The sequence below is a fragment of the Mycolicibacterium obuense genome (assembly GCF_055397605.1).
Genome location: NZ_AP043663.1, coordinates 2,637,603 through 2,652,608 on the forward strand (window position 1 = coordinate 2,637,603; position 15,006 = coordinate 2,652,608).

The 15,006-nt window shown below is 70.8% G+C and carries 12 protein-coding genes and 1 rRNA gene; 12 read left to right on the top strand and 1 reads right to left on the bottom strand.

All coding sequences use genetic code 11. The annotated features are described in order from the left end of the window. Positions 1-2: 2 nt before the first annotated feature. From rrf to xerD, 12 genes are all read left to right on the top strand, one after another. A 5S ribosomal RNA gene (gene rrf / locus ACZ50N_RS12630) occupies positions 3-115 on the top strand. 138 nt (positions 116-253) lie between these two features. After that, complete coding sequence (locus ACZ50N_RS12635; RefSeq protein ID WP_082164291.1) at positions 254-1,078, top strand: tetratricopeptide repeat protein; 825 nt, start codon at positions 254-256, stop codon at positions 1,076-1,078. Between the two features lies 1 nt (position 1,079). Then, the gene (locus ACZ50N_RS12640) at positions 1,080-2,099 is read left to right on the top strand and encodes an HAD-IIA family hydrolase (protein WP_048424483.1); all 1,020 of its coding nucleotides are present in this window, start codon (positions 1,080-1,082) and stop codon (positions 2,097-2,099) included. A gap of 13 nt (positions 2,100-2,112) precedes the next feature. Next, on the top strand, positions 2,113-2,268 hold the full coding sequence (locus ACZ50N_RS12645; RefSeq protein ID WP_162938696.1) for a hypothetical protein: 156 nt from the start codon (positions 2,113-2,115) through the stop codon (positions 2,266-2,268). Positions 2,269-2,273: 5 nt separating this feature from the next. Then, the gene (locus ACZ50N_RS12650) at positions 2,274-3,083 is read left to right on the top strand and encodes a TlyA family RNA methyltransferase (RefSeq protein WP_464475504.1); all 810 of its coding nucleotides are present in this window, start codon (positions 2,274-2,276) and stop codon (positions 3,081-3,083) included. Continuing rightward, a complete protein-coding gene (locus ACZ50N_RS12655) occupies positions 3,080-4,003 on the top strand; it encodes an NAD kinase (RefSeq protein ID WP_046366487.1) in 924 nt (307 codons plus the stop codon). The genes ACZ50N_RS12650 and ACZ50N_RS12655 overlap by 4 nt, the downstream gene beginning before the upstream one ends. Further along, a complete protein-coding gene (recN, locus tag ACZ50N_RS12660) occupies positions 4,003-5,778 on the top strand; it encodes a DNA repair protein RecN (protein ID WP_464475505.1) in 1,776 nt (591 codons plus the stop codon). Before ACZ50N_RS12655 ends, recN begins: the two co-directional genes overlap by 1 nt. A gap of 93 nt (positions 5,779-5,871) precedes the next feature. Continuing rightward, on the top strand, positions 5,872-7,056 hold the full coding sequence (gene steA, locus ACZ50N_RS12665; RefSeq protein ID WP_046366489.1) for a putative cytokinetic ring protein SteA: 1,185 nt from the start codon (positions 5,872-5,874) through the stop codon (positions 7,054-7,056). A gap of 10 nt (positions 7,057-7,066) precedes the next feature. Continuing rightward, positions 7,067-8,008, top strand: coding sequence for a copper transporter (locus ACZ50N_RS12670; RefSeq protein ID WP_464475506.1), 942 nt, complete (start codon positions 7,067-7,069; stop codon positions 8,006-8,008). Positions 8,009-8,090: 82 nt separating this feature from the next. Next, complete coding sequence (locus ACZ50N_RS12675; RefSeq protein WP_464475629.1) at positions 8,091-9,851, top strand: CTP synthase; 1,761 nt, start codon at positions 8,091-8,093, stop codon at positions 9,849-9,851. Further along, positions 9,844-10,476 carry an NUDIX domain-containing protein gene (locus tag ACZ50N_RS12680; protein ID WP_048424479.1) on the top strand — a complete coding sequence of 211 codons (633 nt, stop codon included), beginning with the start codon at positions 9,844-9,846 and terminating at the stop codon, positions 10,474-10,476. The genes ACZ50N_RS12675 and ACZ50N_RS12680 overlap by 8 nt, the downstream gene beginning before the upstream one ends. Beyond that, positions 10,473-11,432: a site-specific tyrosine recombinase XerD gene (xerD, locus tag ACZ50N_RS12685; RefSeq protein ID WP_464475507.1), complete on the top strand. Its 960-nt coding sequence runs from the start codon at positions 10,473-10,475 to the stop codon at positions 11,430-11,432. Before ACZ50N_RS12680 ends, xerD begins: the two co-directional genes overlap by 4 nt. Positions 11,433-11,454: 22 nt before the next feature. Here the strand turns inward: xerD and ACZ50N_RS12690 are convergent, their stop codons facing one another. After that, a complete protein-coding gene (locus ACZ50N_RS12690; RefSeq protein ID WP_464475508.1) occupies positions 11,455-14,901 on the bottom strand; it encodes a hypothetical protein in 3,447 nt (1,148 codons plus the stop codon). Positions 14,902-15,006: the final 105 nt, after the last annotated feature.

Sequence of the window (15,006 nt, forward strand, 5' to 3'; positions counted from 1 at the left end):
GTTACGGCGGCCATAGCGGCAGGGAAACGCCCGGACCCATCCCGAACCCGGAAGCTAAGCCTACCAGCGCCGATGATACTACCCACACGGGTGGAAAAGTAGGACACCGCCGAACACACATTGGAATCGCCCCCCACTTTCGTGGGGGGCGATTTCCTATTTCGGGGCCTTTATTCGGCGCTCTCTATTGCGTTCTGCGCATTGGGAATTCGCGCAATTGTGGTGTCGCTGATTGTGGCCGTATCCTTTTGTGGTGCCCGAAGACAATAAGGCCGGCCGCGGCGACCGGCGACCCCACCGCGGCGGTTCGGCCGGCGACAGGCAGGGGCCCCGCCGCGATCAGCGCTCGGCGCCGCGCAGCTCGGGTCCGCATCGCGCTCGTCCTGCGCAACCCAGAACGCAGGACGAGACGAAACCCACCGGACCGCCCATTCCTGCGGAGATCGAGGCCAAACAGCTCTCTCCCGAGATTCGCGGCGAACTGACCACCCTCGATCGAGCCACCGCTGATGCGGTTGCCCGCCATCTCGTGGCGGCCGGCGAACTGCTCGACGAGGATCCCGAGGCGGCCCTGGAGCACGCCCGGGCTGCGCGCGCCCGCTCGGGTCGCATCGCGGCCGTACGCGAGGCCGTCGGCATAGCCGCCTACGCCTGTGGTGATTGGGCACAGGCGCTCTCCGAATTGCGGGCCGCCCGCCGAATGGGCAGTCGCTCACCACTTCTGGCGATGATCGCCGACTGTGAACGAGGTGTCGGCCGTCCCGAGCGGGCGATCGAACTCGGTCGCAGTCCCGAGGCTGCGCAGCTGAGCGGCGACGACGCCGACGAGCTACGCATCGTCGTCGCCGGTGCCCGCTCCGATCTCGGTCAGCACGAACAGGCTCTCGCTGTGCTGTCCACCCCGCAACTGGATCCCGCACGTACCGGCCAGACCGCGGCCCGCTTGTTCTACGTGTATGCCGATACGCTGCTGGCGCTCGACCGTCGCGACGACGCGCTGCAGTGGTTCCTCAAGGCGGCTGCGGCGGACACCGACGGTGTCACCGACGCCGAAGAGCGGATCACGGAACTGTCCTGACGTGAAAACCCTTGCGCATCTTCATGACTGCCTGCTGCTCGACTTGGACGGCACCGTCTTCCGGGGACACGAGCCGACTCCCGGCGCGGTCGAGACTCTCGGCGCCCTGACGGCCCGCAGATTGTTCGTCACCAACAACGCTTCCCGCAGTGCCGACCAGGTCGCCGAGCATCTACGGGAACTCGGCTTCAGTGCGACCGCTGACGACGTCGTGACCAGCGCGCAGACGGCGGCCCGGTTGCTCGCCGAGCAACTACCGAATCAGGCGAAAGTCCTCGTCGTCGGTACCGACTCACTCGCCGACGAGGTGCGGGCCGCCGGCCTGAAGCCGGTGCGCGAGTTCGCCGATGAGCCGGTGGCCGTCGTGCAGGGACACTCACCCCAAACCGCATGGTCCGACCTCGCCGAGGCGGGGCTCGCCGTCCGGGCAGGCGCATTGTGGGTCGCCGCCAACGTGGACAAGACACTGCCCTCGGAGCGGGGCCTGCTGCCGGGTAACGGCTCGATGGTCGCTGCGTTGCGGGCGGCCACCGATCAGGATCCCCAGGTGGCCGGTAAGCCTGCGCCTGCCTTGATGGCGGATGCGTTGGCGCGCGGTGACTTCGACTCGCCGCTGATGATCGGCGATCGACTCGACACCGACATCGCGGGAGCCCATGCCTCAGGGCTGCCGAGCCTGATGGTGCTGTGTGGCGTCAACGACGCCGCAGACGCCATCTTCGCCGTCGCCGATCAGCGGCCGGACATGATCGCCGAGGACCTCCGCGCGCTGACCGACGACGCGGAGGGATTGCGGGTCGGTCCGCACCGCGCCTGGCGAGTCGAGTGCCGGGAGGATGGCGTGGTGGTGGCCTCGACGGGCGAGGATGCCGGGGACGCACTGTCCATCGTCCGCGCGATCGCCGCGGCGGTCTGGGCGGCAGACACCGAGCCCGGCACCAGAACCACGATCAGCGCGGCCGACGACGCGGCCCGCGAGGCGGCGCAGAGGTGGTCCCTGCTCGGCCCCGACATCGACTAGCGTGGCATTCGACATGAGTACCGAACCCGACCAGCTCCGCGCCCAGGTTGCCGACCTCCTCGGAGAGCCGACCGAACCCACCGACGCTGATCTGGACTCCGTCGCCGCCCGCCTGGAGGAGGCGCACGATCTGCTGGTGCGCGCGCTGGAATCGGTCGAGAAAGGCTGATCCGCGTGACGCGGCGCGCTCGTGTGGACGCCGAGCTGGTTCGGCGTGGGCTGGCCCGCTCGCGCCAGCAGGCAGCTGAGCTGATCGGCGCAGGCCGGGTGAGCGTGGACGGGATGCGGGCCGCGAAGCCCGCGACAGCCATCGCGGTGAGTGCGAACCTGACGGTCGACGACGCGGACGAACCGAGCTGGGTGTCGCGCGGTGCGCACAAGCTGATCGGGGCGCTCGATGCGTTCGAGGTGGCGGTACAGGGGCGTCGTTGCCTGGACGCCGGCGCCTCCACCGGCGGTTTCACCGAGGTCTTGCTCACCAGGGACGCACGGGAAGTGGTGGCGGTCGACGTCGGATACGGGCAGCTCGCATGGGCGTTGCGGACCGATGACCGGGTCACGGTGATGGAGCGGACCAACGTGCGGGAGCTGACTGCCGAGGCCATCGGCGGACCGGTCGACCTGATAGTCGCCGACCTGTCGTTCATCTCGTTGGCGACCGTACTGCCGGCGCTGACTGCGTGTGCGTCATCGGCCGCCGATATCGTTCCCATGGTGAAGCCGCAGTTCGAGGTCGGCAAGGACCGGGTGGGCGCGGGAGGCGTGGTCTCCGATCCGCTGCTGCGCATCGACGCGGTCCGCTCGGTCGCCGCGACCGCGCAGACCCTGGGGTGGCACAGTGTCGCCGTGACCGCGAGCCCGCTACCGGGCCCGGCCGGCAACGTCGAGTACTTTCTGCATCTACGCGCCGACACGACGGAGGCCCTGCGGGGCGACGCGCTCGAGACCGCGATCCGCCGCGCCGTCGAGGAAGGCCCGCAATGACAGCCGAACGCACCGTTCTCCTGGTGGTGCACACCGGCCGCGATGACGCCCTCGACGTCGCGCGGCGGGTGGCAAAGGTGTTCAGCGACAACGACATCGCTCTGCGCGTCCTTTCCGCCGAGGCGGTCGACCGCGGATCGCCGCAGCGCCGCACGTCCGCCATGGCGGCCCTCGGCGTCGACGTGGATGTCGTCGACGCCGATCAGCGTGCTGCCGAGGGCTGCGAGCTCGTTCTCGTGCTCGGCGGCGACGGTACGTTCCTGCGGGCCGCGGAGCTGGCGCGCAACGTGGAGATACCGGTGCTCGGAGTGAACCTCGGCAAGATCGGTTTCCTCGCCGAGGCCGAAGCCGACTCGATCGACACCGTGCTCGACCACATCGTCCGTCGCGAGTACCGCGTCGAGGAACGGATGACGCTCGACGTGACCGTCTGGTCGGGTGGTGAACTGCTCGACCGCGGCTGGGCGCTCAACGAGGCGAGCCTGGAGAAGGGGCCGCGGCTCGGTGTGCTGGGCGTGGTCCTCGAGGTCGACGGCCGCCCGGTCTCGGCCTTCGGCTGCGACGGCATGCTTGTGTCGAGCCCGACCGGCTCGACCGCGTACGCGTTCTCCGCCGGTGGGCCGGTGTTGTGGCCCGACCTGGAGGCGATCATCGTGGTGCCCAACAACGCCCACGCGTTGTTCGCCCGGCCGATGGTCACCAGCCCCCACGCGCTGATCGCCATCGAGATCGAGGCCTCCGGCCATGACGCGCTGGTGTTCTGTGACGGCCGGCGGGAGATGGTGCTGCCTGCCGGTGGTCGTCTCGAGGTGACTCGATGCGGCACCCCGTTGAAATGGGTGCGGTTGGACAGCGCGCCGTTCGCCGACCGGCTGGTGCGTAAGTTCCGGTTGCCGGTCACGGGGTGGCGCGGACCCTAGTGCTAGCCGAGATTCGGATCGAGTCGCTGGGCGCGATCAGCGCGGCGACCGCGGAGTTTGACGGTGGATTGACGGTGCTCACCGGGGAGACCGGCGCCGGCAAGACCATGGTGGTGACGGGTCTGCATCTGCTCGGGGGTGCCCGCGCCGACCCGGCCCGGGTGCGGTCCGGGTCGCCGAAAGCGGTCGTCGAGGGCAGATTCGTCACCGCCGAACTCGGTGCCGACGCGGTCGCACGGGTCGACGACATCCTGGATTCCTCAGGCGCCGACCGCGACGACGACGGCAGCGTGATCGCGGCCCGCTCGGTGAGCCGGGAGGGGCCGTCGCGCGCGTACCTGGGGGGCCGCAGCGTGCCCGCCAAATCGCTGAGCGAATTCACCGGCGAGCTGCTCACGCTGCACGGCCAGAACGACCAGCTGCGTCTGATGCGTCCGGACGAGCAGCGCGGTGCGCTCGACCGCCACGCGGGCGTCACCGCGCAGCTGCAGCGCTACCGGACCGCGCGCGATGAGTGGCTGGCCGCCCGCACGGATCTCGAGGAGCGCCGACGGCACGCCCGCGAGCTGGCCCAGGAGGCGGACCGCCTGCAGTTCGGCATCGACGAGATCGATGGGGTCGCGCCGCAGCCGGGCGAGGACGAGTCGCTGGTGTCCGACATCCGGCGGCTGTCGGAGTTGGACGCGCTGCGCGAGGCGGTGCACACCGCGCGCTCGGTGCTCTCCGGCGACAGCGACACCGCCGCAGAGGGCGCCTCGGCGGTCGACGCCGTCGGGCAGGCCCGCTCGGCGCTGGAGAACACCGATGACGCCGCCCTCAAGGCGCTGGCCGGACAACTCGACGGAGCACTGACCGTCGTCGTCGACGTCGCTGCCGAGCTCGGCCACTTCCTGTCCGAATTACCCAGTGACGCAAGCGCGTTGGAGACCAAATTGGCGCGTCAGGCCGAGCTGCGCTCGCTGACCCGCAAGTACGCCCCCGATGTCGACGGCGTCCTGGACTGGGCGCGCACGTCTCGCGAGCGGCTCGCCCAGCTCGACGTCTCCGAGGAGGCGATGGCCGGCCTCGCGCGCCGCGTCGACGACCTCGCCGGGGCCGTGGCGGTCGCGGCTGCCGAGGTCACCAAGGCCCGGGTCAAGGCTGCGAAGGGGTTGGCCAAGGCCGTCACCGCCGAACTCGGCGGACTGGCGATGTCCGGTGCACAGTTCACCATCGCGGTCAGTCCGCTGGCGGCGCGCCCCGACGACAGCGCGCCGCTGACGCTGGCCTCTGGCGATGTGGTGCACGCCGGCCGCGATGGTGTCGACGCAGTGGAATTCGGGTTTGCCGCGCACCGGGGATCGGACATCCTGCCGCTGCACAAGAGTGCCTCCGGAGGCGAGTTGTCCCGTGTGATGCTCGCCCTCGAGGTGGTCTTGGCCGCGTCCACGGAGGGCACCACGATGGTGTTCGACGAAGTCGACGCCGGGGTCGGCGGACGCGCCGCGGTGCAGATAGGGCGCCGACTCGCGCGGCTGGCCCGCACCCATCAGGTGATCGTCGTGACCCACCTGCCTCAGGTCGCCGCCTACGCCGACGTGCACCTGGTCATCGAGGGTCAGGCGGAGGCGACCTCGACGCGGGCCAAGACCAGCGGCGTGCGCCGCCTCGGCGAAGACGACCGGGTCGCCGAGCTGGCCAGGATGCTGGCTGGGTTGGGGGAGTCCGACAGCGGTCGTGCGCACGCGCGAGAACTGCTGGATACGGCGCGGCAGGAGCGTGAGGCGCCGGCTTAAGCTCTGTGACTGGTGTGAAAAGAAGAGACTTCTGAGGCTGATGTTACGGCGCGCCTCCGACAGATCTCCGGGGTTGCTGGACAGAATCCCCCCATGAAGATGTCAGCGCTGCTCTCCCGAAACGCCAGTTCACGGCCGGGCATCACCGGCACCGCCAGGGTGGACCGCGACATCGACCGACTTCTGCGCCGGGTGACGCCCGGCGACATCGTGGTCATCGACGCACAAGACCTCGACCGCGTCACCGCCGACGCCCTGGTCGAGGCGAACATCGCGGCGGTGGTGAACGCGTCGTCGTCGATCTCGGGGCGCTACCCGAACCTCGGACCCGAGGTGCTCGTGGCCAACGGGATCACGCTCGTCGACGACACGGGCCAAGAGGTCTTCAAGAAGGTCAAGGACGGCGCGCGAATCCGCATCAACGAGGGCGGCGTCTACTCCGGTGACCGCCGACTGATCCTGGGCACCGAGCGCACCGACGCCGACATCCACGAGATGATGCAGGAAGCCAAGGGCGGACTGGTCGCGCACCTCGAGGCGTTCGCAGGCAACTCGATCGAATTCATCCGCAGCGAGAGCCCGCTGCTCATCGACGGCATCGGCATCCCCGACATCGACGTCGACCTCAATCGGCGCCACGTCGTGGTCGTCGCCGAGGAGGACCACGCCGCCGCCGATCTCAAGGCGCTCAAACCGTTCATCAAGGAGTACCAGCCGGTGCTCGTCGGGGTCGGAACCGGCGCCGACGTCCTGCGCAAGGCCGGCTATCGTCCGGCGCTGATCGTGGGTGACCCCGACAAGATCAGCACCGAGGCGCTGCGCAGCGGTGCACAAGTGGTGCTGCCCGCCGACGCCGACGGTCACGCCGCCGGTCTCGAGCGCATCCAGGACCTCGGTGTCGGCGCGATGACGTTCCCCGCTGCGGGTTCGGCCGCCGACCTGGCCCTGCTGCTGTGCGACCACCACGGAGCATCGCTGATCGTCACCGTCGGCCACACCGCCAGCATCGAGGAGTTCTTCGATCGCACCCGCCAGCGCAGCAACCCGTCCACCTTCCTGACCCGGCTGAAGGTGGGGGAGAAGCTCGTCGACGCCAAAGCCGTTGCGACGCTGTACCGCAGCCGCGTCTCCGGCGGCGCGATCGCACTGCTGGTACTCGCGATGCTGATCGCGGTGATCGCCGCGCTGTGGGTGTCACGCGCCGATGCCGCAGTGCTCGAATGGATGACCCACACGTGGAACCAGTTCCTGCTGTGGGTCCAGGGTCTGGTCGCCTAGGAGGGTCGACGTGATCTCGCTGCGCTCGCACGCCATCTCGCTGGCCGCCGTGTTCCTGGCGCTGGCACTCGGTATCGCCCTGGGCTCGGGGCTGCTGTCCAACACCGTGCTGTCGGGGATGCGCGACGACAAGGCGCAGATGCAGACCGAGATCGACACGCTCACCAACGACCGGAACGGGCTCAACGAAAAGCTGAGCGCCGCAGGCGACTTCGACGCACAGATGGCTCCGCGCATTCTGCGTGACAGCCTGGCGAACAAGTCGGTGGTGCTGTTCCGCACCCCCGACGCCGCCGATGACGACGTCGACGCCGTCGCCCGTCTCGTCGGAGAGGCGGGTGGGCGCGTCAGCGGCACGATCGCACTGACCCAGGAATTCGTCGACGCCAACTCCGCCGAGAAGCTGCTCTCGGTGGTGAACTCGCCGATCGTGCCGGCAGGCACGCAGCTGAGCACCACGACCGTCGACCAGGGCTCCCAAGCCGGCGATCTGCTCGGCATCACGCTGCTGACCAACCGCGACCCCAAGGCGCCGCCCGTCAACGACGATCAGCGCGACACCGTGCTGTCCGCGCTGCGCGACACCGGGTTCATCACCTATGGCACCGAGCGCGTCGGCGCGGCCGACACCGCTGTCGTCCTCACCGGCGGCGGTCTCGGCGACGACGCCGGCAACCAGGGTGCGACGGTGGCCCGGTTCGCCGCCGGCCTGGCTCCCCACGGCGCGGGCGTCGTGCTCGCCGGCCGCGACGGTGCGGCATCAGGCACCTCCGCGGTCGCCGTCACCCGGTCGGACAACGCCTTGAACAGCGCGATGAGCACCGTCGACGACGTCGACCGGGAGTCGGGCCGGATCACCACCGTGCTCGCGCTGAGCGCGCTGGTCGCGGGCGGCACACCCGGTCAGTACGGCACCGGTCAGGGCGCCAGCGCAGTCACGGTTCCGCAGTAGCGGCGGCGCGCGACCGCGTGTCAGTGACGCGGCGTCGCAGTCGCTGTTAGGGTGGAGTTCCGTGCCAGGCCAAACGAAGCCACTGCGTAAACATCCGCAGACCGCCACCAAACATCTCTTCGTGACCGGTGGGGTGGTGTCTTCTCTCGGTAAGGGTCTGACGGCGTCCAGCCTCGGTCAGCTCCTCACCGCGCGCGGCCTGCAGGTGACGATGCAGAAGCTGGATCCCTACCTCAACGTCGACCCGGGCACGATGAACCCGTTCCAGCACGGTGAGGTGTTCGTCACCGAGGACGGCGCCGAGACCGACCTCGATGTCGGGCACTACGAGCGCTTCCTGGATCGCAACCTCACCGGATACGCGAATGTGACCACCGGACAGGTGTATTCGTCGGTGATCGCCAAGGAGCGCCGCGGCGAATACCTCGGTGACACCGTGCAGGTGATCCCGCACATCACCGACGAGATCAAGAACCGGGTGCTGGCCATGGCCGAGCCCGACGCCGACGGGAACCGCCCCGATGTGGTGATCACCGAGGTCGGCGGCACGGTCGGCGACATCGAGTCGCTGCCGTTCCTGGAGGCCGCCCGGCAGGTGCGCCACGAGGTCGGGCGCGAGAACTGCTTCTTCCTGCACTGCTCGCTGATCCCCTACATGGCGCCCTCCGGTGAGCTCAAGACCAAGCCGACCCAGCACTCGGTGGCGGCACTGCGCAGCATCGGCATCCAGCCCGACGCGCTGATCCTGCGCTGCGACCGGGACGTGCCCGAAGGGCTGAAGAACAAGATCGCGCTGATGTGTGACGTCGACATCGACGGCTGCATCTCGACCCCCGACGCGCCCTCGATCTACGACATCCCCAGGGTGCTGCATCGCGAAGAGCTCGACGCCTACGTGGTGCGCCGGCTGAATCTGCCGTTCCGCGACGTGGACTGGACGCAGTGGAACGACCTGCTGCGCCGTGTGCACGAGCCACGCGAGACCGTGCGGATCGCGCTGGTGGGCAAGTACATCGACCTCTCCGACGCCTACCTGTCGGTGGCCGAGGCGCTGCGCGCCGGAGGTTTTGCCCACCACGCCCGGGTCGAGATGCGCTGGGTGCCCTCCGACGACTGCGATACCGACACGGGCGCGGCCGCAGCTCTGGCCGACGTCGACGGCGTGCTGATCCCCGGTGGCTTCGGCATCCGCGGCATCGAGGGCAAGATCGGCGCGATCCGCTACGCCCGCCGCCGTGGCCTGCCCGTCCTCGGCCTGTGCCTGGGACTTCAGTGCATCGTGATCGAAGCCGCGCGGTCGGTGGGGCTGACCGAGGCGAGCTCGGCCGAGTTCGACCCCGACACCCCTGACCCGGTGATCTCGACGATGGCGGACCAGCAGGAAATCGTCGCGGGCGAAGCAGACCTCGGCGGCACCATGCGCCTGGGCGCCTACCCGGCCGTCCTGACCCCGGATTCGATTGTGGCGCAGGCATATCAGTCGACCGAGGTGTCCGAGCGGCACCGGCACCGCTACGAGGTCAACAACGCCTACCGCGAGCAGATCTCCGAGAGCGGCCTGCGGTTCTCGGGCACGTCACCGGACGGGCACCTGGTGGAGTTCGTCGAGTACGACCCCGAGGTGCACCCGTTCCTGGTGGGCACCCAGGCGCATCCCGAGCTCAAGAGCCGGCCGACGCGGCCGCATCCGTTGTTCGTCGCGTTCGTGGGTGCGTCGCTGGACTACAAGAACGCCGAACGGCTGCCCGTGGATATCCCCGAGGCTCCTGAGGTGTCGGAGGTGTCCGAGCGGGAATCCAACGGCGCCAAGCACTCCCTGGAAGACGCTCCCGCGCGTGGGTGACGGCCCCGGCAACCACGACTTCTCGGTGGCGGCGTCGGAGACGCTCTACGTGGGCAACATCTTCGCCCTGCGCGCTGACGAGGTTCGGATGCCGGGCGGATCGAGCGCGCGCCGCGAGATCGTCGAGCACTACGGCGCGGTGGCCGTGGTCGCCCTCGACGACGACGGCCGCGTCGTGCTGGTCTACCAGTACCGGCACCCGTTCGGCCGCCGATTGTGGGAGTTGCCCGCCGGCCTGCTCGACATGGGCGGGGAACCGCCGCATGTGTCCGCGGCGCGGGAACTCGAAGAGGAGGCCGGGCTGGCTGCCGAGACCTGGCACACGCTGGTCGACCTCGACACCGCTGCGGGGTTCAGCGACGAGAGCGTGCGAGTGTTCCTCGCGACCGGGCTGCGCGAGATCGGCCGCCCGGAGGCCGAGCACGAAGAAGCCGACCTCGTCGTCGAGCGTGTCGCGCTCGAAGACGCCGTCGCCAGGGTGTACTCGGGGGAGATCGTCAACTCGATCTCCGTCGCCGGCATCCTGGCCGCGCATGCGATGCCCGGCATCGATGCGCTCCGCGCCGTCGACGCGCCGTGGACCGACAGGCCCACGGCGTTCGCACGGCGGAAGGGACTTGCGTGACCCAGACGTTCTCGTCTGTCGGCTCCACCCTCGAGGCACAGATCCAGGGGTACCTCGATCACCTGGCGATCGAACGCGGCGCCGCCGCGAACACATTGAGTTCGTACCGCCGGGATCTGCGCCGCTACGTCGAGCACCTGTCCTCCCGCGGGGTCGCCGATCTGGCGGCCGCCACCGAGCCCGACGTGAGCGAGTTCCTCGTCGCGCTGCGCCGGGGCGATCCCGACAACGGTGTGCCCGCGCTGTCGGCGGTCTCGGCGGCGCGTGCCCTGATCGCGGTGCGCGGCCTGCACCGCTTCGCCGCCGCGGAGGGCATCGCCACGCTCGACGTCGCCCGTCAGGTGAAACCGCCCACCCCGAGCCGGCGGCTGCCCAAGAGCCTGACGCTGGACGAGGTGCTGGCGCTGCTCGAGGCTGCGGGAGGAGACAGCGAGGCGGACGGGCCGTTGACGCTGCGGAACCGGGCGCTGCTGGAGCTGCTCTACTCGACCGGCGCGCGCATCTCGGAGGCCGTCGGCCTGGACGTCGACGACATCGACCTGCACGCCCGCTCGGTGCTGCTGCACGGCAAGGGCGGTAAACAGCGGCTCATCCCGATCGGCCGGCCCGCGGTCGCCGCGCTGGACGCCTACCTGGTGCGGGCCCGGCCGGACCTGGCCCGCCGGGGCAGAGGTGTTCCCGCGATCTTCCTCAACGCGCGCGGCGGGCGCCTGTCCCGGCAGAGCGCGTGGCAGGTGCTCCAGGACGCCGCCGATCGCGCCGGCATCACCGCGGCCGTCTCCCCGCACGTCCTCCGCCACTCGTTCGCCACACATCTTCTCGACGGCGGCGCCGACGTGCGCGTCGTGCAGGAACTGCTGGGCCACGCCTCGGTGACGACGACGCAGATCTACACGATGGTGACCGTCAACGCACTACGCGAGGTGTGGGCGGGCGCGCATCCGCGGGCCCGCTAGCCCCACACCTCGCGTATCGGCGTCAGTCCGAGTCGGACGATCCCGTGCTCGAGCCCGCGTTCGACGATCGCGAGCTCGACGAACCCGAATCCGAGCCCGAAGTCCCCGCGTTCCCGCGCGTATCGCTGCCCCGGCCACCGGAGCCGCCGCGCCCGTCGGGTGAGCCACCGTTGCCGCCGTCACCGCCGGTGCCGGTTCCCTCGGCGCTCGATCCGGAGCCGCCGTCTCCACCGCGGCCACCGCGGGTGGTGCCGTCGGCGCCATCTCCGCCGTCGCCGCCATCGCTGTCGCCCGAGATGCTCACCGCGGAGCCGCCGCTGCCGCCGTTCGATCCGGTCGAGCCGTCGGTGCTGATGGCGCCATCGCCGCCGTCGCCGCCGGTGCTGTCGTCGGTGACGGTGATGCTGCTGCCGCCGTTGCCGCCGCGTCCGGGGCGGGTGCCCGAGCCGCCGTCGCCGCCATCACCGCCCTGTCCTGACAGGACCGCGACCGCTCCGCCGCCGTTGCCGCCCGCACCGCCGGACGTCGTGGCATCCCCGCCGTTTCCGCCGTTTCCACCGGTTGCGTCGACGATGCCGATGGCCGAACCGCCGGAGCCGCCCGAACCCGCAGCGGTGTCGCCGTTTCCGCCGTTGCCACCGTCGCCGCCGGCGGAGATGCCGAGCGCGACGCCGTTGCCGCCGGTCCCGCCGTTGCCGCCGACCGAGCCACCCTCACCGCCGTCACCGCCGTTGCCGGCGACGCCGATGATCGTGGTCAGGAACGGCAGGCTTTCCATGAAGTTGCCGGTGCCGCCGCCCGTGCCGCCGGTGCCACCGAACACGCCGCCGTCGCCACCCGTACCGCCCGTGCCGCCGGTCCCGATCGTGAACGAGCCGATGTCGATGCCCAGCTCGCTGATCAGATCGCCGACGGGAACGCCGCCGATCTCGAGGCCGCCGAGGAGCTCGCCGACGTCGAGGCCATCACCGGCGAGGCCGAGCAGGCCACCGATTCCGAAGACGCCCTTGCCGCCGGTCCCGCCGTTGCCGCCGACGATCCCGCCCGAGCCGCCGTTGCCACCGTCAGCCTCATCGGCCGAGATCATGCCGGCGAGCTGGCTGATGTCGAAGTCGATGCCGCCGCCGCCCAGCACTGCAGAGAGCAGCTGGGTCAGCGCATCGTCGTCGAGCAGGTCGAACGGATTCGAGTGGTAGCGGGTGCCGCCGGTACCCCCCGTACCGCCGGCGACGCTGCCGTCTCCGCCATTGCCACCCTGTCCCGCCGTCGCGTGACCGACCGGCAGGGGCACCTGCTCGTCGAACGACAGCCCGAGCAGCGGGACACCGCCGGAGAGGTTGGCATCAGCCAAGGTGGTCCCTCCGGTCGCCGAACCGCCGTCGCCGCCGCGCCCGCCGAAGGCGACCTCCGTGTCCTCGGTGTCGGTGCCGCCGGTGCCGCCTGCGCCGCCGACGCCGGTCAGGTTTCCGTTGCCTGCGCCGCCGTCACCACCTCGTCCTCCGAACAACCCGGTGCCGCCGGATCCACCCGCACCACCGGTGGCCGTACCGACGGCGATGCCATCGGCGGCGACGGTCCCGACCGTGATTCCGAGGATCCGCAGCAGTGCTCCTTCGACGTCGGCGGTGCCGTCCGCGGTCGCCGCGCCGCCGTCACCACCGCGGCCTCCCGCCACGGCACCGTTACCGCCGGCCGCCCCGGCGCCGCCGATCGCGGTCTGTGTCGCGTCGGCCGCCCCGCCGGCTCCGCCTGCGCCGCCGTACGACTTGCCGTCACCGCCGACGCCACCCGCTCCACCGATGCCGGTGCCGTTGCCGCCGACGCCGGATGCCGACACGGCCGCAGGAAGGATGTCGATACCGCCAGTGAGGTTGTCGGCCACGAAATCGCGGATGACACTGGGGAATTCGATGGTCGTCGTGGTGGCGCCGACACCGTCGGACGTACCCAGGCCGCCGGTCCCGCCGCTGCCACCGGAGCTCCCGTTGCCTTCCGCCGATCCACCGGCGCCGCCGTCGCCACCGATACCGAGCAGGTCGCCGTAGCCGGCGCCGCCGGTCCCGCCCGCACCGCCGTCGCCGGCGGCCGATCCGCCGGCGCCACCGGCGCCGCCCGTGCCACCCGTTCCTGCGACGCCCGTGGTGGTCGAGTTCGAGACGCCAGCCCCGCCGACTCCGCCCGCGCCGCCGGAACCGACGAGCGCGGCGTCCCCGCCGGCGCCACCGTCACCGCCGGTGCCCGCCCCGGCGGTGAAACCGGTCGTGCTGGTGGTCGGCGATGTCGACGACAACGAGTACGAGCCCCCGAAGGCAGGCTTGCTGAAGGTCTGCGTGAATGTGTCGATGCGGGTATCACTGCCGGTGTTCACACCTGCTCCGCCGGCACCGCCCGTGCCGCCGGCGCCGAGGAGTGACGCGATACCGCCGGCCCCGCCGTCGCCTCCGGTGGCCGCGTTGACACCGGACACCGTGAGGGCATTGCCGCCCTGTCCACCGGTCCCACCGTCACCCAGCAGTGATCCGCCTGCTCCGCCGGTGCCGCCCGCACCGCCCGTGGCGGTGCCGGCGACCACGGTGAAGAGCGTCTCGTAGGTATCGAATCGGCGCGTCGGCAGGATTGGGCTGTTGAAGGTGCGGCTCACCAGCACCTGCGGTCCGGCGACCAGGTCCCCGCCCAGTGATTCGGCAGTGCCGCCCACTCCGCCCGTTCCGCCGGTGCCGAGCAGACCCGCGGCACCGCCGCCACCGCCGGCCCCGCCCACGGCGTCACCCGATTCCGACGTAGCCGCGCCGCCCGCACCGCCTGCGCCGCCGCGACCGGCCAGCTTTCCGCCCGCACCGCCGGCGCCCCCGGCGGCGCCGACCGCCGCGCTCGACCCCGTCGCGGTCACCGCCGCGCCCGCGCCGCCTGTACCTCCGGTACCGAACAGGCCGGCGGCACCGCCGGTGCCGCCGCGGCCTTCGTTGTAGTCCAGGGTGCCGGCGCCGCCGGCGCCACCGACGCCGATCATGCCGGCCTTCCCACCGTCACCGCCGTACGCTCCGGCGCCGCCGCTGCCCCAGAGCAGGCCGCCGTTGCCGCCGACGCAGCCCGCCGTGCAGGACGGATCGAGTGCGGTGGCGTCGAGCCCATTGCCGATCAGCACGCCGCCGGGCCCGAACAGACGAATGGCCGGCCCGGCCTCGTCGAGGGTCAGCGCGCGGGGGCCGACACCGCCGACGCTGTGGACGGCGGGACCGAAGGCGCTCGGGCAGTCGGCGCCGTCGCTGGGCGTGCACGTCACCGAGGTGGGGGTGGTGTCAGCTTCTGCCGTGGCCGTGCCCATCGTCACGAGCGCACCGGCGGCGAGCGCGGCGTTGACCGCTGCACCTCCGGCCAGTCGCTTTGCCAGCGCACGTCGTTCGGCCCGGTTCTTGCGATGCCGTCCGCCGTGCGCCGATGTCCTGGTCGTTCCCGCACCCGTTGTCATGCCAGCCCCCTCGTCGAAGTTCGGGACCATGTTCTCGGCCCGCGGGCAGCACAGTAGCAAAGCCACTGGCAATTTCCTGTGAATCCGTCGAAGATTCGAAACTGC

Coding starts and splice junctions, on each gene's coding strand:
- ACZ50N_RS12645 (WP_162938696.1), top strand. CDS start 2,113: ATGAGTACCGAACCCGACCAGCTCCGCGCCCAGGTTGCCGACCTCCTC.
- ACZ50N_RS12655 (WP_046366487.1), top strand. CDS start 3,080: ATGACAGCCGAACGCACCGTTCTCCTGGTGGTGCACACCGGCCGCGAT.
- steA (WP_046366489.1), top strand. CDS start 5,872: ATGAAGATGTCAGCGCTGCTCTCCCGAAACGCCAGTTCACGGCCGGGC.
- ACZ50N_RS12690 (WP_464475508.1), bottom strand. CDS start 14,901: ATGACAACGGGTGCGGGAACGACCAGGACATCGGCGCACGGCGGACGG.